Consider the following 22,642-nt stretch of genomic DNA (forward strand, 5'->3'; position numbering starts at 1 on the left):
CGTCCTGTCAATTTTCATCTTGTCGATGGGGATAACCGGAATGGATATCATCATCCGGTTATCCCTGACCGACTACCGGGTTACTTCAACCTTCGCCAATTTTTCATAATAGCAGGCGAGCGCACTATGATCCGCCGTACCCATGCCGTCAGCCTTCAGCGCCTGCATCATCTCCATTACAGCAGCCGTCAGCGGCAACTGTGCGCCTACGCTATGCGATGTATCGAGCGCGTTTGCCAGATCCTTGATATGCAGATCAATGCGGAAACCCGGTTTGAAATTGCGATCCATCACCATCGGTGCTTTGGCTTCCAGAACGGTACTTCCCGCCAATCCCCCGCGAATAGCCTGGAAAACCAGATTCGGATCAACACCCGCTTTGGTAGCGAGAACCAGCGCTTCCGACATGGCCGCGATATTCAGGGCCACAATCACCTGGTTCGCCAGTTTGGTCACGTTGCCCGCGCCAATATCCCCGGTATGGACCACTGAACCGGCCATGGATTTCATGACGTCAAAGCAGCCATCGAACACTTCTTTATCGCCACCCACCATCACAGACAACGTTCCATCAATGGCTTTCGGCTCCCCGCCGCTGACGGGCGCATCAAGCATCGCGACCTGTTTCTGCGCCAGTGCCAGACTGATTTCACGGCTGGCCAATGGGGCGATAGAACTCATGTCGATAACGATACTGCCAGCCTTGGCACCTTCTATTACGCCATTCTCACCCAGTACCACCTCTTTCACCTGCGGTGAGTTTGGCAACATAGTGATGATGATATCGCTGAGGGCAGCAACCGCTTTCGGCGTCTCTGCGGACTCTGCGCCTGCGGCCACCAACTCTTGAATCGCATCCTGATTACGATCCATCACCACCAGCGAATAACCTGCTTTCAGCAGATTTTTGCTCATTGGTTTACCCATGATGCCCAGGCCAATAAAACCAATTTTCATGCGATTTACCTCTTATCCATTTCATTCATTTACTGAGGAAGTAAGTGGAACACCTACTTTCGTGGTAATCCTGAACTGTCTATTTCTTGAATTTGTCACTCAGGGCCTGCGTGCCGGCGCGGAAAACGCCCAGATCGCTGCCAACGGCCACAAAGGTCGCGCCCCATTCCAGATAACGGCGTGCATCGGCTTCTGCCGGAGCGAGGATCCCGCTCGGCTTGCCGTGCGCTTTGGCACGGGTAAAAATGTGGCGGATAACCTCTTGCACATTGGGATGGTTTGGCTGACCGAGATAACCCAGCGCGGCAGAGAGATCGCCAGGGCCGACAAAAATGCCGTCCACACCCTCTACGGCGGCGATCGCGTCAATGTTATCGACACCCTGCTGACTCTCGATCTGTACCATCACGGTGATATTGTCGTTAATCGTGGCGAAATAGTCCGGGACGGTACCAAAGTTGTTACTGCGATGGGCGACGGAGACACCGCGGATCCCCGCCGGGGGATAACGGGTCGATGCAACGGCCTGCAACGCCTGTTCTTCGGTTTCGACGAAGGGGATCAACAGGTTATAGAAGCCGATATCCAGCAAGCGTTTGATGATCACTGGCTCGTTGCACGGTGGGCGTACCACCGGCGCACTGTGGCTCCCTTTCAGTGCCATCAATTGCGGCACAAAAGTAGTGATATCGTTCGGGGCGTGTTCGCCATCAAGTACCAGCCAGTCAAAACCGGCCAAACCCAGGACCTCTGTCGACACTGGATTCGCCAGTGCGCACCAGCAACCAATGAGAGTCTCACCCTGTATCAGCGATTGACGGAATTTATTGGGCAAAAGTGGAGTAGTCATACGTTACCTCGTAGTAAAGCGGCGGCAGTCTCGTTTTTCTGCTTTCCCGGTTGCCACGAGTGTAAATTGTCATATCACCCATGGTCGTAGCCTGTTGAAAATAATCGCCAATGACATCCCATTTTCCAGCAGAGGCGATATCAGAGCGCAGGTACAGTATAAAAAGAGTAGGCGGAAATGACACTGTGCATTCGCCCAACAATAGCGCAATTTATTGCCTTCATTTTTTTGCATTCACACATCACACTGGGAGAACAATCACATTATGTCAGTTGCATTCGAGCCAAATAATTCGAGTTGCACAAGAGTGGTGAACCCATGGGTAATAATGAACATATATCCGCACCTGAATTAATGGGTCAGCGGTGAAGGAATCAATCCCTCTGTCTCTGCAACAGTCAGTGATTCAAGTCACATATTACATGTCATCCGCCAAATAGAATCCTACTCCGGGAACGAAAACTTGGTCATCCGCACAATGAAGTGTCAAAGCCATTGGCTTATACTCTTTTCCAGAGTCTGATTATTTAAACGTTTGTGAGCCAGTGTTCGGAATTAACCAATTATAAAGCGGGGACGTTTATGTCACGTACAAATGAAAATGCTCAACAGGCATTCTATATAAAAGTTCACGACACCGATAATGTCGCGATTATTGTTAATGATAATGGTTTAACTGCTGGCACCCGATTTTCTTGCGGTCTGGAATTAATTGAGCATATTCCACAAGGCCATAAAGTCGCGTTAACCAATATTTCATCCGGCGGCGATATTATTCGCTATGGCGAAGTGATTGGCTATGCCGTTCGTGATATTGCCCGTGGCAGTTGGATTGATGAATCGCTGGTCGCGTTGCCAAGCGCACCGGCTCTGGAAACACTGCCGCTGGCAACCCGGGTTCCCGCTCCGTTGCCACCGCTGGACGGCTATACGTTTGAAGGCTATCTGAATGATGACGGCAGCGTGGGTAGCAAAAACCTGCTCGGCATTACCACCAGCGTGCATTGTGTCGCGGGTGTGGTTGATTATGTCGTGAAAATCATCGAACGCGATTTACTGCCCAAATACCCGAATGTAGATGGCGTAGTGGGCCTGAACCATCTTTACGGCTGCGGAGTTGCCATCAATGCGCCCGCTGCGGTGGTGCCTATCCGTACTATCCACAACATTTCACTGAACCCAAATTTTGGCGGTGAAGTCATGGTGGTCGGGCTCGGTTGTGAAAAACTGCAGCCAGAGCGCCTGCTCGAAGGAACGCCTGATGTGCAGGCCATCTCCCTCGACGAGAGCAATATAGTTCGTCTGCAAGATGAAAAACACGTTGGCTTCAAGTCGATGGTGGACGACATTCTGGCGGTGGCCGAGCGTCATTTGCAGCGCCTGAACCGTCGCCAGCGCCAAACCTGCCCGGCCTCGGAACTGGTTGTGGGTATGCAGTGCGGCGGCAGCGATGCCTTCTCTGGCGTAACGGCCAACCCTGCGGTCGGTTTTGCCTCCGATCTGCTGGTGCGCTGTGGTGCAACGGTGATGTTCTCGGAAGTGACGGAAGTGCGTGACGCCATCCATCTGCTTACCCCGCGTGCTGCGGATGTGGAAGTTGGCAAGCGCTTACTGGAGGAAATGGCGTGGTACGATAATTACCTGGATGTCGGAAAAACCGACCGTAGCGCCAACCCCTCCCCCGGTAACAAAAAAGGCGGATTGGCGAACGTCGTCGAAAAGGCGCTCGGTTCCATCGCCAAATCTGGACGCAGCGCCATTTCAGAGGTTCTGTCACCCGGCCAACGTCCAACGAAACGCGGCCTGATCTTTGCCGCCACACCGGCCAGTGATTTTGTCTGTGGCACCCAGCAATTGGCCTCCGGTATTACGGTGCAAGTATTCACCACGGGCCGCGGCACACCTTATGGCCTGACTGCCGTGCCCGTGATAAAAATGGCAACGCGCACTGCACTCGCCGATCGTTGGTATGATTTGATGGATATCAACGCGGGAACCATTGCAACCGGTGATGCGACCATCGAAGATGTGGGCTGGCAGTTGTTTGAATTAATTCTCGACATCGCCAGCGGACGCAAGAAAACCTGGTCCGATCAATGGGGACTCCACAACGCGCTGGCGGTATTTAATCCGGCACCGGTGACCTGATTTGTCACCACTTCCCTCTGGAGGTGGTTCAACGCTGATGCTAAAAAGGCGCTATCCAGAAGGAAGCGCCTTTTTAGTAACCCGTCCAACCCACTGCGCCGACGCTAATTTTCGTCATCAAGTTGCAGCGCTACATACAGCAACAACCGATCGTCAAAATTGGAGAGATTCAGCCCCGTCAGCTCTGAAATACGGTTCAAACGGTATTCGAGCGTATTACGGTGGATGTACAACGCTTTTGACGTTGCGGTGGGCTGGACATTATGCAAAAACCACGAAGAGAGCGTTCTGCGCAGCAAACCGTTGCTGTCCATGGCTTTCAATTTTGCCAAGGGGCGTACCAGTTCATTGGCTTGCCAACCGCCGCGCAGGCTGTCCAGCAACACGGGGAGCATCAGATCCTGATAGAAATAACAGCGCTGTTCTGGCATCCGCTGTTTACCGACCATCATGGTCGTGCGGGCGGTGCGGTAGGAACGGGCAATGCTGCCTGGGCCGGAGAAGTAGTTGCCCAGTGCCAACCGGATACGCAAACGACCGCTGTCGCTCATACGCGATAACAGGGTATCGATGCGGCTGCGGTGCGACTCAGGATCCCAGCGGCCATGGCTGTTCAACGCCGGTTTCAATACTACCATTTCGGTCAGGGATACTATGGCGATCAGATTGTCGCGTTCAGGCGTTGTCAGCAGAGTCTGGAGTTGCTGCAACTCCGCCATGGCACTGTCCACACCGAGCTGACCGCTATCAACCTCTACCACCGCAACCACACGTGGCTGATTAAGATCGATGCCCAACCGCTGCGCCCATTCCATCAACGCGGGGGAGAGTTCGTCAGCACGAATCAAGTTCAGAACCAACTCTTCACGCAGACGACTGTCCTGCGCCAGCATATGCAGCAATCGCGCCTGTTCGAGCATCATTTCGGCGGTCATGCACACCAGTTCGCCGTATTGTCGCAGATAGGTCGGATTGCCGGTCAAACCGATGACACCGACAATGTCCCCATCAATACGCAAAGGTAGATTGATGCCAGGACGAACGCCGTGGAGATGGCGCGCAACCGCTTCATCGATATCGACAACCCGGCCTTGCGAGATGGAAAGCAGAGCACCTTCGTGCAATTCGCCCAAACGATCTTCGTCACCACTTCCGATGATTTTCCCGCGGCCATCCATCACATTGACATTGCTGTCGATGATTTGCATGGTGCGAGCCACAATGTCCTGTGCCAATTTGGCATCGAGATGATAAGCCGCCATTTCCTTCTCCGTCCCCCTGCTTTTTTGGTCAACGTCGACATATGCCCTTGCCCTAGCATACTCAGGAGAAAGTCCTAATACATTGTGCAAATGCCTTAAGCGTGAATAATGAGATTAAAGTTGTGGTTAATATCACATCTTTCAGGCGGGACGCTGCGAGGAAGGAGATAACAAAGTGTGACGTGCTTGAGAAAGGATTGCCACAGACGAGCATTGTCGCCTGTGGCAAGGTCTATATCTACCCTAGGTACTTGACGTTGCAGGGAGTGTTCGCTGCATTCAATTACTTTAGGTATAGCGGTAAAAAAAAGATTACTGCATTAACAGATAGAGCGAGGTATCGCCGCGCTGAATATTCAACGCCAGTACTGACGGCTTGCTATCCAGGATTTTACGCAGTTCGCCGAGGTTAGCGACCGGCTGCTGGTTCACACCCAGAATCACATCGCCTTTTTTCAGCCCGATACGCGCCGCCGCTGATCCCGCTTTCACGTTATCAACTTTAATACCCTTCTTACCGTCCACTTCTGTATTGCTCAGTTCAGCCCCTTCGATCCCGGTGTAGATATTTCCGGAATCAACCTGAGCCTGAACGCTCTGTTCCAGCGTGACTTCAACCGTTACCGGCTTACCGTCGCGCAGCAGTCCCAGAGACATTTTCGTCCCAATCGGCTGGGTACCCACTTCGGCACGGAACGAGGCAAAGCTGGAGATTTGTTTGCCATTCAGGGTCAGAATGACATCACCTGCCTTGATCCCGGCTTTCGCGGCAGCGGATTTAGGCATGACCTGGCTGACGAATGCCCCACGTTGGGCATCAACCTTCATGGCTTTCGCCAGTTCGGAGTTCAGCTCGGTTCCCATAATGCCCAGTTCGCCACGTTTGACCTGGCCGAACTCGATCATCTGGTTGGTCAGATTTTTCACCATGTTGCTTGGGATAGCGAAACCAATACCGATGTTACCGCCGTCCGGTGCCAGGATCGCCGTATTGATACCGATTAATTCCCCGTTCAGGTTGACCAGCGCCCCACCTGAGTTCCCTCGGTTAATTGCGGCATCCGTCTGGATAAAGTTCTCGTAGTTTTCAACATTCAGCCCGGTACGACCCAGCGCGGATACGATACCTGAGGTCGCGGTTTCACCCAAACCATACGGGTTACCAATAGCGACAGTGTAATCACCCACACGCAGTTGCTCGGAGTCTGCCAGTTTGATTGCGGTCAGGTTCTTCGCATCTTGCAACTGAATCAACGCGATATCAGAACGCGGATCTTTACCGATGACTTTCGCTTCGAATTTACGGCCATCATTCAATTGCACGGTGATTTTTGTAGCGTTATCAACAACGTGGTTGTTGGTTACGACATAGCCTTTTTCCGCATTCATGATGACGCCAGAACCCAGTGCCTGGAAGTTCTGTTTAGGCTGAGGTGCAGCCCCACCCCCTTCAACGCCACCGCCCTGTTGGCACATCGGCGATCCCTGGAACGGTGAGCCGTCCTGGCAGAAAGGGGAATCTTCACCAAAGAACTGCTGGAACTGCTGTCCCATCCGCGGCGTATTTACAGTAGTGCTGCCCTCAACATTAATGCTAACTACGGAAGGCATGACTTTTTCCAGCATCGGTGCCAGGCTTGGCAGTTGTGCAGTGCTTGATGATGCCGTTTCCGCCGCCATTGCGGTTGAAACGGGTCCCATAGCCATACCGATGCTTAACGCCAATGCGCTCAGGAGTAAGGTCTTCTTTTTCATGAGTCTGTATCTCTATAAATATAAATTATTGAAGGCGACAAGTACGATGCCGACTGATTGTGTAGTCGTATGGATAAGATTAAATTAATAACCCATAGTTCATTTGCGGCGATCCGCTAATGGTAAAAATTTATTGTCGGCATTTACAAATGTCTACTTTTTAACCAATCCCTTTTTGTTATTAACCCGCAGGATCACTGAACCCCATATTGTCTTATTCAGCAGCCATTAGGCGTCGATATTCGTCGTAAGCGTAGAGGTCGGTCATACCGCTGATATAATCCTGAATAAGTCGGGCGCGGTAATAATATTCCTCAATCTGTTGACGATCGGCCGACGCATTCCCAATGCGATTAACGGCCTCATTGTAAGCAAGGCGATGTTTCGTCGAGAGTTTATGAAAAAGCCTTGTTTCAATGGGATAAGCACGATGAGTATCCTCATCGACCAATTGACGGAAATCATTCAGCGGCATATCCAGAAGCGGACTGTAAATATCCAGTAAGCCACTAATAACGCGATATCCTTGTAATTCCAGTTCTTCGACTTCGTGGTGATTAAACACATGTTTAAAGGCTACACTTTTGAATATTTCCAGTAACCGATTGGCCTGACTCGAATCTTCCAACAGCGCCTGATTAAAGGTGCCATCGAAGACGCTTTGTAAATTATCAATAAATCGCGCAGCCGCATGGGGAACCAATTGCTTCACCGTCTGCACCCGTAACTCCATAAAGAAATAGTCGATCGGATGGCGGTAGGTTTTCGACCTGGCCATCTTTTGATACGCCGTGCCGACCACCAGTTCAAACAGATCCCCGCACGCACTTTCTCCCCACTCCTCTGCCAAATGGCCGTAAAGCTGTTCAACAGTGAAAATGCTTTTCTCCACGGCATCTTCCAGATCCGCGATGCAGTAAGAGATGTCATCGGCCGCTTCCATAATATAGGTTAGCGGAAAACGGTTGAATTCGCCCAATTGCAATTCACTGCGCAACGTCTGGATAAAGGTTTCTTCTGCCAGATAGAAGCCCGGCTTCTTCATCAGATAGTGAAAATCTGCCGGAACGTCCTCCGACCAATAGGCAGGGCGGGTATATTTAAGAATGCAGGCCACCTGTGTATAGGTGAGGTTCAGTTTCAACAGCGTGAAAACCAAACGGATGGCCTGGGCATTGCCTTCAAAATGGCTGAGATCGTGACGGATACGGCTGCGCAACTGGTTCAGTTCACTTTCGCCTTCACGCAGGATCAGGAATTGTACCTGGCAACGATCGTGACTTTGCGGCTCTCTGCCACAACTGGCGGTGTCCATCCGCCTGCCGAACCAGTTGTTGATCGCTGACTCACCGAAATGACCGAACGGCGGATTTCCAATGTCATGCATCAGGCACGCCATTTCGACCACGCTTTCAAAGGGATCGAGCAGTTGTTGCAGTCCCAGTTCCTCAAGCCGATCGTCCTGGCGAAAGCGATACAGGATATCTTTGGCAATATGCCGACCAACCTGCTGAACTTCCATGGAGTGGGTTAAACGGCTGCGCACTGCGGCATTGCGTTCAAGGGGAAAAACCTGGGTTTTCTGCTGCAACCGGCGGATCGCCGCCGAATTGATGATCCGTCCGCGATCGCTTTCGAACTGACGCACAATGCCATATTCATCTTCAGCCGTAATCAGTGGGCTGAAAGGACGCTGGAAACTGAATTTCTTCCTAAAATCGATTCCTGACATTGAGTCCCCCATCTGCTCATTATCCCCCTTCAGCGCGGGTGTGATCCCCTGCAAACGGGTCAACACCGTGGCTAAACGCATTATCTGTTGCCTGTAGCCATGATAGACTATGCTGCTGCATTAGAAAGCGAATTCCACCCATATATCATCTGTGAGTATCCCTATGAAAGTTGGCATCATTGGCGCGATGGAGCAAGAAGTCACCCTGCTGCGCGATAAAATTGAAAACCGCCAGACTCTGCAACGCGCTGGCTGCGAAATTTATACCGGCACACTGCATGGTGTGGACGTGGCACTGCTGAAATCCGGCATTGGTAAAGTCTCTGCGGCGCTGGGCACCACGCTGCTGTTGGAGCATTGCCAACCTGATGTCGTGATCAATACCGGTTCCGCTGGTGGCTTGGCATCTACATTGAAAGTCGGCGATATCGTCGTGTCAGAAGAAGTGCGTTACCACGACGTGGATGTGACCGCTTTCGGTTATGCGCCGGGTCAGATGGCCGGTTGCCCGGCGGCATTTGTGGCCGATGAGGCGCTGATTGCCCTGGCAGAAAACTGTATTCGTGATCTGGATCTGAATGCCGTTCGCGGTCTGGTATGCAGCGGCGATGCCTTTATCAATGGTGCTGAACCTTTGGCCCGTATCCGCGCAACTTTCCCTACCGCGGCTGCGGTAGAAATGGAAGCTGCCGCGATTGGTCATGTTTGCCATCTGTTCAATACGCCATTTGTCGTGGTTCGCGCAATCTCTGACGTGGCGGATAAAGCCTCCCACCAGAGTTTTGAGGAGTTCCTGGTGGTTGCTGCCGAGCAGTCCACGCGCATGGTTGATGCCATGTTGCAGACGCTGGCCAAGCGCGCTTAGCGTGAACGTGTCGTCACGTTTGTTATGGCTGCTGGTACTGCTGGTAGCCTGGCCTTCCCTTGCACAATCTGCGCCTGCCGAACGGATCGTCTCACTCTCTCCCAACCTGACTGAAATGGCTTTTGCCGCAGGAATGGGCGAGCAGATGGTGGGTGTCAGCAGTTATTCCGATTACCCCGAGGCCGCCAGGAAGATCGAACGGATAGCCAGTTGGCAGGGCATCAATGTAGAGAGGATCCTGGCGTTGAAACCCGATCTGATTCTGGCGTGGCGTGGTGGAAATCCGCAGCGCCCCCTCGATCAATTGGCTTCGCTCGGTATAAAGATCCTTTACCTTGATCCTGAAAGTATCGATCAGGTCGCTGCCGCATTGACGTCCTTGGCTGAATACAGCCCGCAGCCGGATCTGGCCAGACAGGCCGCCCATGACCTTCTGCAACAACAGATCAGGTTACAGCAGCAATATGCGCGCAAGGATCGGATTCCGGTGCTGCTGCAATTCGGCACACAACCTTTGTTCACAGCGTCTTCAGCGACCTTGCAAAGTCAGGTATTGTCATTGTGTGGGGCACAAAACATCTTTGCTGATAGCCGGGTTCCGTGGCCACAAATCAGTCGCGAGCAAGTGTTATTACGCCATCCCGCCGCCATTGTCATCACCGGTTCTGAAACCCAGCGCGCCAACGTGCGTGCATTCTGGCATCCCCAGCTCAGCGTACCGGTTATTGCGCTGAACGATGACTGGTTCAGCCGCGCCGGGCCACGGATCATTCTTGCGGCCCAGCAACTCTGCCCGCAGTTGGCTGCCCTTTCCACTCCACCGACAGGTAATCACTGATGCTCGTCTACTGGCTTGATATTCTGGGTACGGCAGTTTTCGCCATCTCTGGTGTGTTATTGGCAGGCAAACTGCGCATGGATCCTTTTGGTGTTCTGGTGCTCGGGGTGGTTACCGCCGTGGGTGGTGGAACGATCCGTGATATGGCGCTGGCGCATGGCCCGGTTTTTTGGGTAAAAGATCCCACGGATCTGGTTGTCGCGATGGTGACCTGCATGCTGACCATTATTCTGGTGCGTCAGCCCCGTCGGTTACCCAAGTGGGTGCTGCCCGTACTGGATGCCGTTGGGCTGGCCGTTTTTGTTGGGATTGGCGTCAACAAGGCGTTTGCTGCAGAAACCAGCCCTCTTATCGCCATATGCATGGGGGTGATTACTGGCGTCGGCGGGGGCATCATCCGCGATATTCTGGCGCGTGAAATTCCCATGATCCTGCGAACAGAGATCTATGCCTCTGCGTGTATCGCCGGTGGGATTGTTCATACTACTGCTTTCCACTTCTTTGATATGCCGCTGCAACAGGCGATGATGCTGGGGATGGTAGTGACGCTCGCCATTCGTCTGGCTGCGATACGTTGGCATTTGAAATTGCCGACGTTTATTTTGGAGAATAATGGATGAATAGTTTCGTGCGGTGATTATTTCGTTAACGAAATAATTCCGGTGGATTTGTTGGCTTTCGACGTTAGCCTCAAAAGAGGGTTTTGTTGGTTGATTGCTTTGGCTATGCTGTTGATCTTTAAAAACGGGCTCGGCGCAGGTTTCGGTTGGCTTACGATCGCAATTCTACTTGAACGTTTTCGCCTCAACCGACAAAGGGTCGCCAGTCGCCGCGACCCTTTGAACCCGGGCTTTTTCGCGGCACTCCTCGCCGGCTGCGCCGGTTCCTTCACTCATCTCTCCGGCGGACGGGTCGGCTTTAGCCACCAGTCCCTGGCGGCGGACGCCTCTCACCGCCGTCCTGGCGGTTCGCCCCTGCCTGCGTTCTTCGCTCAGCGAGTCATGACGCTCTGGGAAGGTCAAAAGAAACAGCAACAGATAAAAAAATGATAATGCCTTGAGAAAATCTTGATGTTTTCATTTTCTCTTTTGATTATTTCTTTTGTCTTTGACTTTCCCCCGAGCATCATGAATTGCTGAGGGCGGAATGAAGGCAGGGATGAGCCGCCATGGATGGCGGCGAAAGGCGTCCGGCTACAGGGACCTGTAGCCTAAAGCCGACCCGTCCGCCGGAATGACAACCGAAGGAACCCGCAACGCGGGCAATTCGTGCTGCGTAAAGCGCGGATGCAAGGGGCGCGCTTTCGCCCCTTGCTTGATTGCCGATCTTCATACTTAAAGATCAATAGCATAGCCAAAGCAATCAACCAACAAAGCTATCTTTTGACCTTAACTTCAACTCAAGCTAAAAGCCAAACTTAACTCAACCGAAACCTGCGCCGAGCCCATTTTTAAACAACAGCATAGCCAAGCATCCAACCAACAAAGCTATCTTTGGACATTGGCTAACGTAGAAGCCAAACTTAACTCAACTGAAACCTACGCCAACCCGGCACTTAAACTAAATACCCCATATTACACACTAAATGACGATCCACACCCGCAGGTGGTTTTTGCATTCGGATTAGTAACAATAAAACGCGAACCTTCGAGCCCTTCAGTGTAATCAACCGATCCACCCACCAGATATTGCAGGCTCATCGGGTCAACCACCAATGCCACACCCGATTTCTCGATAGTCATATCGCCGTCGTTAACCTGATCGTCGAAGGTAAAGCCATACTGGAATCCGCTGCAACCGCCACCGGTGATGTAGACCCGTAATTTCAAATTCGGGTTTTCTTCGTCAGCAATCAGGTGCTTAACCTTGTGTGCCGCCGCCTCGGTGAATTGCAGGGGCAGTGCCATTTCTTCGCTCATCTCGTTACTCCCAACCAGTGTTCTGCTTCAGACCGCTTCAATGGCAACCTGATTAATACTGTAATTATCCAATACCTGACTGATACGTTCAAGTATTCACCGCATTGGATTGCTTTCCTGTACGTTCTCAGCAGGTTGCCCGCCATTTTGCGCCTGTTGTTGCTCCTGCCTTTGTAAAGTGCGGGCCAGGATCGAAGAATACAAGGGCTTGCCGCCTAAAAACTGCGCCAGCAACGTCGCGCCCAGACAGGTAATAATCATCGGCAAAATCAGTTGATAGTTATCAGTCATTTCCAGCACCAATACAATGCCGGTCAAGGGCGCACGCACGGTCGCCGCGAACAACGCCCCCATTCCCGCGATGGCAAACGTACCCGGCTCAATACCGTATTGCGGGAAATATGCCGCGCAGGCCATACCAAACGCGGTACCAAAAAGCGTGCCCAGTGCCAGCATCGGCGCGAAAATTCCGCCAAGCGCACCCGAACCAAAACATAACAGGGTAGTGACAATGCGCGCAATAAAGATGAACAGCAACATTCCGAGCGTATAGTTCCCTGCCGCCGCAATCGGGATCAACGCAAATCCCCCACCGGCCGCTTCGGGCTGAATCAGGCCAAGCACGCCACACAAGCCACCCAGCAAGCCGCCAATCAGCAATACCTTGCGCATGTTGCCACCATGCAGCCGCTGAAACAGATCCTGAGTGCGGAAAATCAAGGCATTGAACATTACGCCCACGACGCCGAAAACCATACCCAGAACCAGATACAGCCAGAGCGTATTCAGTGGCGCAGAGGCCAGTTTCCCCACTTCGACAACCGCCCCTTCCCCATTGAAAATGCGAAAAACGATGCTCGACATGATCACGCCGATAAACACCGCTTTAATCGAAATCAGGCTATAGCGGAACTGTAGGCGCATCTCTTCAATAATGAACAGAATCCCGGCCAGCGGTGCATTGAACGCCGCAGACAGCCCGGCGGCGGCCCCGGTAGCGAGCAGGGAGTGTCGCGCCTCTGCGCTGCGCAGCCGGAAGATATCCACCATCATCTTCCCGACATTGGCCCCCATCTGCACCGTCGGCCCTTCACGCCCCAGTACCATGCCGGCACCCAGCGTTCCCATCCCACCCACGAATTTAACGGGAATCACCCGCCACCAGCGCACCGGCCTCAGCTCTTCCAGGGCCCCTTCAATCTCGGGAATACCAGAACCACTGGCCTCTGGCGCGAATCGACGTACCAGATAGTAGCCGCACACCGCCAACAATGCGGAGCCGATGAAAGCCAGCGGCCACGCCAAAAACCAATAGTCTGCAACCTGCGCAATAGACGCCAGACGCTGCTGCTGCATCCAATCCACCGCTTTCTCGAACGCAACGCCGAGCAGCCCGGCGAGAGTCCCCACCAGCGCGGCAGTCAGCAGGATCGCCACCGGCGTTTTATCGCGACGGATAAATTGCCGCAGCTTTTCACTGCGGCTAATTCGCACATTCTGTTCTCGGGCGACTTCCGTTTTTATGTCAGGCATCATCATTCATTCTTGAGTGAGCAAAGGAAAAACGCAAAAGATATATCATACAAATCAACCGGAGGGGCATTCTACTCTCGAGCCACGGAAAGGTCTCGCTTATCAGCGCCAATGATAACGTTTGCAACAAAATGGCCCCTTTTTATCGCTGCCACCGAAAATGAACGCGCGGCAATGATTTCATAACATCGCTGACTTCAATAGAATATATCTATCTAACGATAAACATGAACATCAGGAGCCGATCCATGAGTAAGTCAGAAAGTCTGTATGCCCAGGCACAGCAGTTGATCCCAGGTGGGGTGAACTCCCCTGTGCGCGCATTTACCGGCGTCGGTGGGGTACCGCTGTTTATTGAACGTGCTGACGGTGCCTACCTGTTCGATGTCGATGGCAAAGCTTATATAGACTACGTCGGTTCCTGGGGCCCTATGGTTCTGGGTCATAACCATCCGGCCATCCGTGAGGCGGTGATTGAAGCCGCAAGCCGCGGGCTGAGCTTCGGTGCACCTACCGAGATGGAAGTCAAAATGGCGCAACTGGTGACCGAACTGGTGCCGACTATGGATATGGTGCGGATGGTGAACTCCGGTACGGAGGCGACCATGAGTGCCATTCGTCTGGCGCGTGGTTTTACCCACCGCGATAAAATCATCAAGTTTGAGGGCTGTTATCACGGCCATGCGGACTGCCTGCTGGTGAAAGCCGGATCCGGTGCATTAACCCTCGGTCAACCCAACTCGCCGGGCGTTCCGGCAGATTTCGCCAAGCACACGCTGACCTGCACTTTTAACGATCTGCCTTCAGTGCGTAGCGCATTTGAGCAATATCCGGCAGATATCGCCTGTATCATCGTCGAACCTGTTGCGGGCAATATGAATTGTGTGCCGCCGCTGCCTGATTTCCTGCCGGGACTGCGCGCACTGTGTGATGAGTTTGGCGCATTGCTGATCATTGATGAAGTAATGACCGGTTTTCGCGTCGCACTGGCCGGGGCACAGTCATATTACGGCGTTGAGCCGGATCTCACTTGCCTGGGTAAAATAATCGGTGGCGGAATGCCTGTGGGGGCATTTGGTGGCCGTCGTGAGGTTATGGACGCTCTGGCACCAACCGGTCCGGTTTATCAGGCGGGTACGCTGTCGGGTAACCCGATTGCCATGGCGGCAGGATTTGCCTGCCTGACGGAAGTCGCCCGGACTGGCGTTCATCAAACCCTGACTGAACTGACCGATGAGTTGGCTGACGGCCTGCTGAAGGCAGCGAAAGCAGAAAATATTCCGTTCGTGGTCAATCACGTTGGCGGCATGTTCGGGCTGTTCTTCACCGATGCGCAAGCCGTGACGTCTTATCAGGACGTGATGAAGTGTGATGTTGAGCGCTTTAAACGTTTCTTCCATCTGATGCTGGAAGAAGGTATCTATCTGGCACCGTCCGCGTTTGAAGCGGGCTTTATGTCTTTGGCCCACACTCGCGAAGATATTCAGCGCACGGTTGATGCAGCACGCCGTTGCTTCGCCAGGTTGCCAAACTGAAAGTAGCAACAAGCAAGACTGTCAGTCGCAGGGCGAAATAGATGAGTTGATGACAACGTGGCCTTTTAGCCCGAGATACCCGGGCCTAGCGCACCGAGGGGCGCTCCGGCGGCTTACGCCGCTACGACCCCTTCGGCACGCTCTCCCTAATAACGGGCTTTGTCAGCAGTCTGATAGATCCACCCTGCGTCTGAAAATGCCTACAGACTGCCAAGCAGATCTTTACGCTGCTGCTCCAGGGTCGTTACCCGGTTACAGACATCGTGACCAAAATTCTGGAAATCCTGCTCCTGTCTGTTCCACTCAGTCTGAATGGAATTTTGCAAACCACCCAAATTACCCATTATCGCTTGCAGTGGATTATTGGAACCGCTGGTCGCCTGTTTGATACCCATTTCGTTCAGGCTGTCCTGCAAGACACCGCCCATACTTTGCTGAACAATCTGCCGACCATCCTGTTCCACCTGATCAACGGCTTTGTGGTGAAACGCCAGGCCGTCACTGCGATGCTCGATAATGCGGTTCATCTGCTGTTTCAGTTGATCATTGAGCGTAGTCAGGCGGTTACGCACATTACTTGAACTTCCCAACTGCTGCACAATCACGTTATCCAGTGAAACGCGGGCTTTTTCCAGATGCTGCTGTGCACCTTGATCAATCCACGGCAGATCGCGACGCAGTGCGTTCTGATAATCCACCGCTTTTTGCCGCTGTACTGCGTTCAGCGTTACCGCTTGCCCGTTGCGGGTGACGTCGCCGTTTGGCAAAATCTGTACGTTGCCGCTGCTGCCCACCACCTGCACATTTTGCGGGGTGATAATAATGTCATCCTGAGGTTTCACGCTGCATTGATAATCAGCCTGCGCCTGCCAGGCGGTTAACATCAATACTGCCAATGCGGTACTTTTCATCACATTTTTTACGGACATATTTTCTCCCTTGAAGCGGTTTGTTCATCGCATGATGTAAAACCGTTCCTAAAATATTGAGCGGCCTATGCGCTGTGCCAGCAACTCTAAGGCAGCCGTTCCTGCCAGAGAGTTCCCTGAATCATCAAGTTCAGGCGACCAAACGGCAATACACATCTCTTCCGGTACAATGGCGATAATGCCACCGCCGACCCCTGATTTACCGGGCATACCCACGCGGTAGGCAAATTCCCCTGCGCCATCATACATACCGCTGGTAACCATCAGGGCATTAATCTGCCGGGTCTGACGTGGCGAAATAACCGGCTCGTCAACACCCAGCGCGCGCCCCTGATTGGCCAGATACACAAACGCCCGCGCCAGTTCGGTACAGCTCATTTTCAGCGCACAATAGTGGAAATAGGTATGCAGAACCGGGATCACGTCATTCTCGAAATTGCCAAAGGACCGCATCAGATAGGCAATGGCGGCGTTGCGATCGGAGTGTTCAAATTCAGATCGGGCGACGCGCTGATCGTAGACAATGTCTGACTGATTAGCCAGTTGGCGCACCACTTCCAGCATCCGCTGCCGTGGCGCACTCAGGCGGGTCTGCAACATATCGCATACCACCAGCGCCCCAGGATTAATGAACGGATTGCGCGGTCTTCCTTTTTCCAATTCCAACTGCACCAGCGAATTGAACGGCTGGCCCGAAGGCTCTTTGCCGACGCGCTGCCAGATTTCACTCTCCTGATAGCGGGTGAGCGCCAGCGTCAGGCTGAGTACCTTGGAAATTGACTGAATAGAGAAACGCTCATTGGCATCACCCGCCTGAAACTGTTGCCCGTCAACCGTGCAGACGGCGATACCCAGCTTGTCGCCGGAGATTTCAGAGAGTGCGGGAATATAATCCGCTACGTTGCCGCTGCCGATCAATGGCCGAACCTGCTGTAAAATATCGCCAAGCAGCACATTATCCAATTCGGTCGCCACTGCGATTCTCCCTAGGAAGTGAAACATCTGCGCCATTGACGCCAATTTTGCAGACTGACGGCTGAGTGTACCACCATCCGCATGACGTAAAAAAACCGATGACAGCATCATCGGTTTTTACGCGGCTCTCTCACCAGTACGCCCGCTTTAGTCATGCGGGTGCTCAGGTTATGCGCTTTTTTTGGACGCCTGAACGTAGAGCATTTCCAGCGCCAGCGTAGCTGCAGCCAGTGCGGTGATTTCGGATTGGTCGTACGCCGGGGCAACCTCAACGATATCCATACCGACGATATCCAGATCCAAATCCTTCAGGCCACGAACCAGTTTCAGTGCGCGATCGGTGGTCAGACCGCCGATCACTGGCGTACCGGTTCCCGGTGCATGTGCCGGATCCAGGCAATCGATGTCAAAACTCAGATATACCGGCAGATCGCCAACAATCTGCTTAATCTCGGCGAGGATGTCATCCACGGTGCGGTCGTTGATCTGCGCCGCGTCCAATACGGTGAAACCATTGTCGCGATCGAACTCGGTACGGATCCCGATCTGCACGGAGTGGTTGGCATCGATCAGACCTTCGTTCGGCGCATGGAAAAACATCGTGCCGTGATCGAATTTACTGCCATTGGCGTAGGTATCGGTGTGTGCATCGAAATGCACCAGCGCCATTTTACCGAAGTGTTTGGCATGTGCGCGCAGCAGTGGCAGCGTAACGAAATGATCGCCACCGAAGGAGAGCATACGCTTGCCGGAGGCCAGCACTTTTTCCGCATGTTGCTGCAGTTTGTCAGTCAGATCCTGGGCATCACCAAAATTGAACACCACGTCGCCGCAGTCGATCACATTCAGGCGATCACGCAGATCGAAATCCCACGGCCAGCGTTTACCTTCCCACGCCAGATTGACGGACACCTGGCGAATCGCCGCCGGGCCCAGACGCGCACCGGAACGGCCAGAAGTCGCCATGTCGAAAGGAATACCGGTGATAACCCAGTCCGCATCTGCGTCGTAAGGCTGGAAATTCAGCGGAAAACGCAGGAAACCAAACGCATTTGAAACCAGGGAGTTATCGGGCTGATGTCCCAATGTGCTCACTAATTTGCTCATAAACAATCCTCTTTTGCCATCACCGTGCCAGCCTTCCCCGGCTACGGTCCATTAAATAGTCATACCCGTAATTGATGCCGTAACACGTGTAATCAGGGTAAGGCTTACTCGTCTTCTTCCAGATAGGTATAACCGTACAGACCGGCTTCAAACTCTTCAACGAACTGTGCCTGCAATTCGGCATCCAGATCGGTTTCTTTCACCTGATCGCGGAAACGGCTGAGCAGCACGTTCGGATCCAACTGCACATATTCCAGCATATCAGCAACCGTATCGCCTTCATCAGACTGTTGCACTTCGATGCTGCCGTCAGGGAACACAAACACGTCGACTGCGGCGGTGTCACCAAACAGGTTGTGCATGTTGCCAAGGATTTCCTGGTAGGCACCCACCATGAAAAAGCCCAGCACCGGCGGATCTTCTGGATCATAGGGTGGCATCGGCATTGTTGTCGCCACACCGTCACCGTCGATGTAATGATCGATGGTGCCATCGGAATCACAGGTGATATCCAGCAACACCGCACGGCCTACCGGTGGTTTATCCAAACCTTCCAGCGGCAGGACCGGGAACAGTTGATCAATGCCCCAGGCATCCGGCATTGACTGGAACAGCGAGAAGTTGACGTACAGTTTGTCAGCCATGCGCTCTTGCAGTTCGTCGATGATTGGACGGTGCGCGCGGTTGCTCGGATCAAGTTGATCCTGAATCTTGTTACAGATATTCAGATAAATATCTTCCGCCCAGGCGCGCTGGGACAGATCCAATATTCCGTGTGCATACTGGCTGTGAACATCATTCAAATCCATCTGGCTGTCGTGCAGCCATTCGCGCAGTGAGCGGCGATTTTCCGGATCGTGCATTTCATTCCAGGTATCCCACATGCTGCCAAGCGCACGCGGTGCATCGTCTTGCGGGGCGACAGGAGCACGGAATTCGTTACGTTCAACACCGATGATATTGGACACCAGCACCGTGTGATGGGCAGTCACGGCGCGACCAGACTCGGTGATCACCGTCGGGTGCGGCAAATCGTGTTCATTACAGGCATCGCCAATACCCCAGATAACGTTGTTGGCGTATTCGTTCAGGCCATAGTTAACCGAGCAGTCTGACTGCGAACGCGTCCCTTCATAGTCAACACCCAAACCGCCGCCGACGTCGAAGCATTGAATATTGACACCCAGTTTGTGCAGCTCAACGTAAAAACGCGCGGACTCACGCACGCCGGTAGAGATGTCACGGATGTTCGCCAACTGCGAGCCCAGATGGAAGTGCAGCAGTTGCAGGCTTTCAAGGCGACCCGCTTCACGCAGCAGTTCAACCAGTTGCAGAACCTGTGAGGCTGCCAGACCAAATTTGGATTTTTCACCGCCGCTGGACTGCCATTTACCGGAACCCTGCGATGACAGGCGCGCACGCACGCCGAGGCGTGGCACCACATTCAGGCGTTCGGCTTCTTCCAGAACCAGTTTAATCTCGGTCATCTTCTCGATAACCAGATAGACCTTGTGACCCAGCTTCTCGCCGATCAGCGCCAGGCGAATGTATTCACGGTCTTTATAACCGTTACAGACAATCACCGAACGGGTCATGCCCGCATGCGCCAGAACCGCCATTAACTCGGCTTTTGAACCGGCTTCCAAACCCAGGGGTTCACCGGATTCGACCAGGGATTCAATCACCCGGCGATGCTGGTTGACCTTGATCGGATAAACCAGAAAGTAGTCACCCTCGTAGCCGAACGACTCACGCGCACGTTTGAACGCGGCGTTAATCGAACGCAGACGGTGCTGTAAAATTTGTGGGAAGCAGAACAGTGCGGGCAGACGTTGGCCGTCTTGCTCACGCATGTCTTTCACCAGTTGTGCCAGATCCACACGGGCTGACGGAACGTCTGGATCCGGGCAAACACTGATGTGGCCTAGTTCGTTGACGTCATAATAGTTGTTACCCCAATAGGCAACGTTGTAAGTACGCAGCATTTTGCTGGCATCACGATCGTTCACGGCAACCTCCTGCATGGAGCGCAAAGAAACAGAATCGCCCGCATGTGTCGGACGGTGGGACTGGATGTCATCAGACATAGTTAATTCCTCTTTCTACACTGACAACATGGCCAGTCACTATCGCAGTAACAACAGGTGAGAACAACCCACTCCAGCGGGCAAATGGCAGGACAAAACGCTGCCCAACACCGGACGCGATCGGTTTATCACTCATATAATTGTAAACACCCTGTTTAAACCATGCGCTGCACGGTTAATAAACCAGTAACAGATCCGAGAGAGGATCGATTAACCCAGTAAAGAAAAATTCCTACAGGAAGGTTGCAGGTACCCTTTCAGATATTCAGTGGCGGTTAACCGGCCCGTGAATCCTGGGTAGCGCTCAGTTGCGTATAACATCGATCGGATGTTACAGATGAAGAGGAAAAACAGGTCGCAGTGATAGGAAGCACCTGAAGGTGCAGTGTCTGCTGAAATGTAACAACCAGTAAACAGCGGGTCATTAATCTACTCACCTCCACGCGCGCCAATCGTCATGATCGGCAATGCCTCTAAGATACATTCATATGTACGCCAAACGAATGTCTGGCGCGCGCAGTTTATACCCATAACCCACTAAAAAAGCAAAATGAAAATGCAGCCGTTATTGTTTCATCCTGTGAATAGAGGATTATTCACTGTCCGCAAGGAATTCCGAAAGAAAAAAAACTGCTGGCAATCCGGGTAAAAGCTGACCTAAAATAGCCGTCCAGATGTTAATCCGTCTATACTAACTGCTTAACGGCTTTGCCCGCGAGGGCGTTGCAGGACGCATTAGGTAAGTAAGAGCCTATCCCGTATTGGGAACATCAGCGCTATGCAGTGATTTTTAATCCGTCTTTTCAAGGTAAAGAAGATAATGGCTAAACACCTCTTTACGTCCGAGTCTGTATCAGAGGGACACCCCGACAAAATTGCTGATCAGATTTCTGACGCCGTTCTTGACGCGATTCTGGAGCAGGATCCGAAAGCACGCGTGGCGTGTGAGACCTATGTCAAAACCGGCATGGTGCTGGTTGGCGGTGAAATCACCACCAGCGCGTGGGTAGATATCGAAGAGATTACCCGTCAAACCATACGTGAAATCGGTTATGTCAATTCTGAAATGGGTTTCGATGCGAATTCTTGCGCAGTACTCAGCGCAATCGGCAAACAATCCCCTGATATCAATCAAGGCGTTGACCGTATCGATCCGCTGGAGCAAGGTGCCGGTGACCAGGGCCTGATGTTTGGCTATGCCACCAATGAAACTATCGAGCTGATGCCAGCGCCGATTACTTACGCTCACCGTTTGGTACAACGCCAGGCCGAAGTGCGCAAAAACGGCACGCTGTCATGGCTGCGCCCTGATGCGAAAAGCCAGATCACTTTCCTGTACGATGACGGCAAGATTGCCGGTATCGATGCTGTCGTTCTGTCTACCCAGCATTCTGAAGAGATCAGCCAGAAAGATCTGCATGAAGCGGTAATGGAAGAGATCATCAAGCCAACCCTGCCAGCAGAATGGCTGAGCCCAGCGACCAAGTATTTTATCAACCCGACAGGTCGTTTTGTTATTGGCGGACCGATGGGTGACTGCGGTCTGACGGGTCGCAAGATTATTGTTGATACCTACGGCGGTATGGCTCGTCACGGTGGCGGTGCTTTCTCCGGCAAGGATCCGTCTAAAGTTGACCGTTCAGCGGCCTATGCGGCACGTTATGTCGCGAAGAACATCGTTGCTGCGGGTTTGGCCGATCGCTGTGAAATCCAGATTTCCTACGCTATCGGCGTGGCTGAACCTACCTCGATCATGGTGGAAACGTTCGGTACCGAGAAAGTGGCAACCGAGCAACTGACCCTGCTGGTGCGTGAATTCTTTGATCTGCGCCCGTATGGTCTGATTCAGATGCTGGATCTGCTGCACCCAATCTACAAAGAGACCGCAGCCTATGGTCACTTTGGCCGTGAACACTTCCCATGGGAAAAAACGGATAAAGCAGGCGTCTTGCGTGAAGCCGCTGGCCTCAAATAACCCTGTTGACGACCTTTATTCCCTATAAGACGGTGAGCCAGAAGCTCACCGTTTTTTTGTGCACAGAAAACCTCCAGCTAGGCTGGAGGTTCCGTAAAGCTTTCAGCTTTGAGCCAGTTATAAAAACCCCTTTTGATTTGTTAAAACAGTTTGCGGTCTGGCAACTGCAAACGTT

The 22,642-nt window shown here is 52.7% G+C and carries 20 protein-coding genes; 7 read left to right on the top strand and 13 right to left on the bottom strand.

The annotated features are described in order from the left end of the window. Nucleotides 1-72: 72 nt before the first annotated feature. Nucleotides 73-957 (bottom strand): 2-hydroxy-3-oxopropionate reductase, encoded by an 885-nt coding sequence (garR, locus tag DRI82_RS21730; RefSeq protein WP_114195995.1) that lies wholly within the window; start codon nt 955-957, stop codon nt 73-75. A 79-nt stretch (nt 958-1,036) separates the two neighbouring features. Beyond that, nucleotides 1,037-1,807: a 2-dehydro-3-deoxyglucarate aldolase gene (garL, locus tag DRI82_RS21735; protein ID WP_114195996.1), complete on the bottom strand. Its 771-nt coding sequence runs from the start codon at nt 1,805-1,807 to the stop codon at nt 1,037-1,039. Between the two features lie 582 nt (nt 1,808-2,389). Between garL and garD the strand changes: the two genes are divergently transcribed. Beyond that, nucleotides 2,390-3,955, top strand: coding sequence for a galactarate dehydratase (garD, locus tag DRI82_RS21740; protein ID WP_114195997.1), 1,566 nt, complete (start codon nt 2,390-2,392; stop codon nt 3,953-3,955). A 104-nt stretch (nt 3,956-4,059) separates the two neighbouring features. Here garD and DRI82_RS21745 read toward each other — a convergent pair whose 3' ends face one another. The 3 genes from DRI82_RS21745 to dgt all read right to left on the bottom strand — a co-directional run bounded on the left by DRI82_RS21745 (nt 4,060) and on the right by dgt (nt 8,704). Then, on the bottom strand, nt 4,060-5,217 hold the full coding sequence (locus tag DRI82_RS21745) for a CdaR family transcriptional regulator (protein ID WP_114195998.1): 1,158 nt from the start codon (nt 5,215-5,217) through the stop codon (nt 4,060-4,062). Between the two features lie 312 nt (nt 5,218-5,529). Next, nucleotides 5,530-6,972, bottom strand: coding sequence for a serine endoprotease DegP (degP, locus tag DRI82_RS21750; protein ID WP_114195999.1), 1,443 nt, complete (start codon nt 6,970-6,972; stop codon nt 5,530-5,532). A 214-nt stretch (nt 6,973-7,186) separates the two neighbouring features. After that, a complete protein-coding gene (gene dgt, locus DRI82_RS21755; protein WP_114196009.1) occupies nt 7,187-8,704 on the bottom strand; it encodes a dGTPase in 1,518 nt (505 codons plus the stop codon). A 163-nt stretch (nt 8,705-8,867) separates the two neighbouring features. On the opposite strand from dgt, the gene mtnN reads away from it, so the two are divergent. From mtnN to DRI82_RS23950, 4 genes are read left to right on the top strand one after another with little or no spacing between them, the layout of a single operon-like run. Further along, a complete protein-coding gene (gene mtnN, locus DRI82_RS21760; RefSeq protein ID WP_114196000.1) occupies nt 8,868-9,569 on the top strand; it encodes a 5'-methylthioadenosine/S-adenosylhomocysteine nucleosidase in 702 nt (233 codons plus the stop codon). After that, complete coding sequence (gene btuF / locus DRI82_RS21765; RefSeq protein WP_114196001.1) at nt 9,535-10,407, top strand: vitamin B12 ABC transporter substrate-binding protein BtuF; 873 nt, start codon at nt 9,535-9,537, stop codon at nt 10,405-10,407. Before mtnN ends, btuF begins: the two co-directional genes overlap by 35 nt. Further along, entirely contained in the window at nt 10,407-11,027 is a 621-nt protein-coding gene (locus DRI82_RS21770) for a TRIC cation channel family protein (RefSeq protein ID WP_114196002.1), read from the top strand. The genes btuF and DRI82_RS21770 overlap by 1 nt, the downstream gene beginning before the upstream one ends. A 42-nt stretch (nt 11,028-11,069) precedes the next feature. Next, entirely contained in the window at nt 11,070-11,456 is a 387-nt protein-coding gene (locus tag DRI82_RS23950; RefSeq protein WP_157968125.1) for a hypothetical protein, read from the top strand. A 525-nt stretch (nt 11,457-11,981) separates the two neighbouring features. On the opposite strand, the gene erpA is transcribed toward DRI82_RS23950, so the two are convergent. Both erpA and clcA read right to left on the bottom strand, forming a co-directional pair. Beyond that, nucleotides 11,982-12,326: an iron-sulfur cluster insertion protein ErpA gene (gene erpA, locus DRI82_RS21775; protein WP_114196003.1), complete on the bottom strand. Its 345-nt coding sequence runs from the start codon at nt 12,324-12,326 to the stop codon at nt 11,982-11,984. 96 nt (nt 12,327-12,422) lie between these two features. Next, the gene (gene clcA / locus DRI82_RS21780) at nt 12,423-13,859 is read right to left on the bottom strand and encodes a H(+)/Cl(-) exchange transporter ClcA (RefSeq protein ID WP_114196010.1); all 1,437 of its coding nucleotides are present in this window, start codon (nt 13,857-13,859) and stop codon (nt 12,423-12,425) included. Nucleotides 13,860-14,107: 248 nt separating this feature from the next. Here clcA and hemL point away from each other — a divergent pair, with 248 nt between their 5' ends. Next, complete coding sequence (gene hemL, locus DRI82_RS21785; protein ID WP_114196004.1) at nt 14,108-15,394, top strand: glutamate-1-semialdehyde 2,1-aminomutase; 1,287 nt, start codon at nt 14,108-14,110, stop codon at nt 15,392-15,394. Between the two features lie 200 nt (nt 15,395-15,594). Here hemL and DRI82_RS21790 read toward each other — a convergent pair whose 3' ends face one another. The 6 genes from DRI82_RS21790 to DRI82_RS24865 form a co-directional block, all read right to left on the bottom strand. Then, nucleotides 15,595-16,323, bottom strand: coding sequence for a YggN family protein (locus tag DRI82_RS21790; protein WP_114196005.1), 729 nt, complete (start codon nt 16,321-16,323; stop codon nt 15,595-15,597). A 48-nt stretch (nt 16,324-16,371) separates the two neighbouring features. Continuing rightward, entirely contained in the window at nt 16,372-17,298 is a 927-nt protein-coding gene (glsB, locus tag DRI82_RS21795; RefSeq protein ID WP_114196011.1) for a glutaminase B, read from the bottom strand. A gap of 168 nt (nt 17,299-17,466) precedes the next feature. Continuing rightward, nucleotides 17,467-18,393 carry an agmatinase gene (gene speB / locus DRI82_RS21800; protein ID WP_114196012.1) on the bottom strand — a complete coding sequence of 309 codons (927 nt, stop codon included), beginning with the start codon at nt 18,391-18,393 and terminating at the stop codon, nt 17,467-17,469. Between the two features lie 116 nt (nt 18,394-18,509). Then, a complete protein-coding gene (gene speA / locus DRI82_RS21805; RefSeq protein WP_114196006.1) occupies nt 18,510-20,492 on the bottom strand; it encodes a biosynthetic arginine decarboxylase in 1,983 nt (660 codons plus the stop codon). Then, nucleotides 20,485-20,628: a hypothetical protein gene (locus DRI82_RS23955; RefSeq protein ID WP_157968126.1), complete on the bottom strand. Its 144-nt coding sequence runs from the start codon at nt 20,626-20,628 to the stop codon at nt 20,485-20,487. The genes speA and DRI82_RS23955 overlap by 8 nt, the downstream gene beginning before the upstream one ends. 139 nt (nt 20,629-20,767) lie before the next feature. Further along, nucleotides 20,768-20,917: a hypothetical protein gene (locus tag DRI82_RS24865; RefSeq protein ID WP_484068170.1), complete on the bottom strand. Its 150-nt coding sequence runs from the start codon at nt 20,915-20,917 to the stop codon at nt 20,768-20,770. 395 nt (nt 20,918-21,312) lie between these two features. Here DRI82_RS24865 and metK point away from each other — a divergent pair, with 395 nt between their 5' ends. Further along, nucleotides 21,313-22,467, top strand: a complete 1,155-nt coding sequence (gene metK, locus DRI82_RS21810; protein WP_114196007.1) for a methionine adenosyltransferase — start codon at nt 21,313-21,315, stop codon at nt 22,465-22,467. Nucleotides 22,468-22,642: the final 175 nt, after the last annotated feature.

The organism is Edaphovirga cremea (genome assembly GCF_003332275.1).
In the GTDB taxonomy this organism is placed as follows: Bacteria; Pseudomonadota; Gammaproteobacteria; order Enterobacterales; family Enterobacteriaceae; genus Edaphovirga; species Edaphovirga cremea.

Bases quoted from the DNA above. Each gene is read 5' to 3' on its own strand.
- garR (WP_114195995.1), bottom strand. From the start codon at position 957: ATGAAAATTGGTTTTATTGGCCTGGGCATCATGGGTAAACCAATGAGC.
- garL (WP_114195996.1), bottom strand. From the start codon at position 1,807: ATGACTACTCCACTTTTGCCCAATAAATTCCGTCAATCGCTGATACAG.
- garD (WP_114195997.1), top strand. From the start codon at position 2,390: ATGTCACGTACAAATGAAAATGCTCAACAGGCATTCTATATAAAAGTT.
- DRI82_RS21745 (WP_114195998.1), bottom strand. From the start codon at position 5,217: ATGGCGGCTTATCATCTCGATGCCAAATTGGCACAGGACATTGTGGCT.
- degP (WP_114195999.1), bottom strand. From the start codon at position 6,972: ATGAAAAAGAAGACCTTACTCCTGAGCGCATTGGCGTTAAGCATCGGT.
- dgt (WP_114196009.1), bottom strand. From the start codon at position 8,704: ATGTCAGGAATCGATTTTAGGAAGAAATTCAGTTTCCAGCGTCCTTTC.
- mtnN (WP_114196000.1), top strand. From the start codon at position 8,868: ATGAAAGTTGGCATCATTGGCGCGATGGAGCAAGAAGTCACCCTGCTG.
- btuF (WP_114196001.1), top strand. From the start codon at position 9,535: ATGCCATGTTGCAGACGCTGGCCAAGCGCGCTTAGCGTGAACGTGTCG.
- DRI82_RS21770 (WP_114196002.1), top strand. From the start codon at position 10,407: ATGCTCGTCTACTGGCTTGATATTCTGGGTACGGCAGTTTTCGCCATC.
- erpA (WP_114196003.1), bottom strand. From the start codon at position 12,326: ATGAGCGAAGAAATGGCACTGCCCCTGCAATTCACCGAGGCGGCGGCA.
- clcA (WP_114196010.1), bottom strand. From the start codon at position 13,859: ATGCCTGACATAAAAACGGAAGTCGCCCGAGAACAGAATGTGCGAATT.
- hemL (WP_114196004.1), top strand. From the start codon at position 14,108: ATGAGTAAGTCAGAAAGTCTGTATGCCCAGGCACAGCAGTTGATCCCA.
- DRI82_RS21790 (WP_114196005.1), bottom strand. From the start codon at position 16,323: ATGTCCGTAAAAAATGTGATGAAAAGTACCGCATTGGCAGTATTGATG.
- speA (WP_114196006.1), bottom strand. From the start codon at position 20,492: ATGTCTGATGACATCCAGTCCCACCGTCCGACACATGCGGGCGATTCT.
- DRI82_RS23955 (WP_157968126.1), bottom strand. From the start codon at position 20,628: ATGAGTGATAAACCGATCGCGTCCGGTGTTGGGCAGCGTTTTGTCCTG.
- DRI82_RS24865 (WP_484068170.1), bottom strand. From the start codon at position 20,917: ATGACCCGCTGTTTACTGGTTGTTACATTTCAGCAGACACTGCACCTT.
- metK (WP_114196007.1), top strand. From the start codon at position 21,313: ATGGCTAAACACCTCTTTACGTCCGAGTCTGTATCAGAGGGACACCCC.